The 244-nt window shown below is 68.0% G+C and carries 1 protein-coding gene; it reads right to left on the reverse strand.

The features are described 5' to 3' along the window. On the reverse strand, nucleotides 1–244 hold a 244-nt coding region (locus AB3X96_RS43030), incomplete at both ends, for a hypothetical protein (protein WP_368594470.1).

Genomic DNA, 244 nt, shown 5'->3' on the forward strand with positions numbered 1-244 from the left:
TGATCGAGCCATCCGCAAGCACGATCGAACCACCACCCAGCGCCCGGGCCGTGCTCGACGCCGTGCCGTACAACTGGCCACCGTTGACCGCGTCCACGCTCGATGCCCGCACTGCGCCCGCAGCCACCCCCGTCACCGTACGGTTGCCCGCGGTGCCCGCCACGTTGATCACCGAACCGTCAGCGTCTTTTGCCACCGTGATGTCACGACTGGTTGCGTCCTGCTGGACCAGACCCACCGTGCC

Origin of the sequence: Paraburkholderia sp. BR13439 (assembly GCF_040948805.1) — a bacterium.
GTDB lineage: Bacteria > Pseudomonadota > Gammaproteobacteria > Burkholderiales > Burkholderiaceae > Paraburkholderia > Paraburkholderia youngii.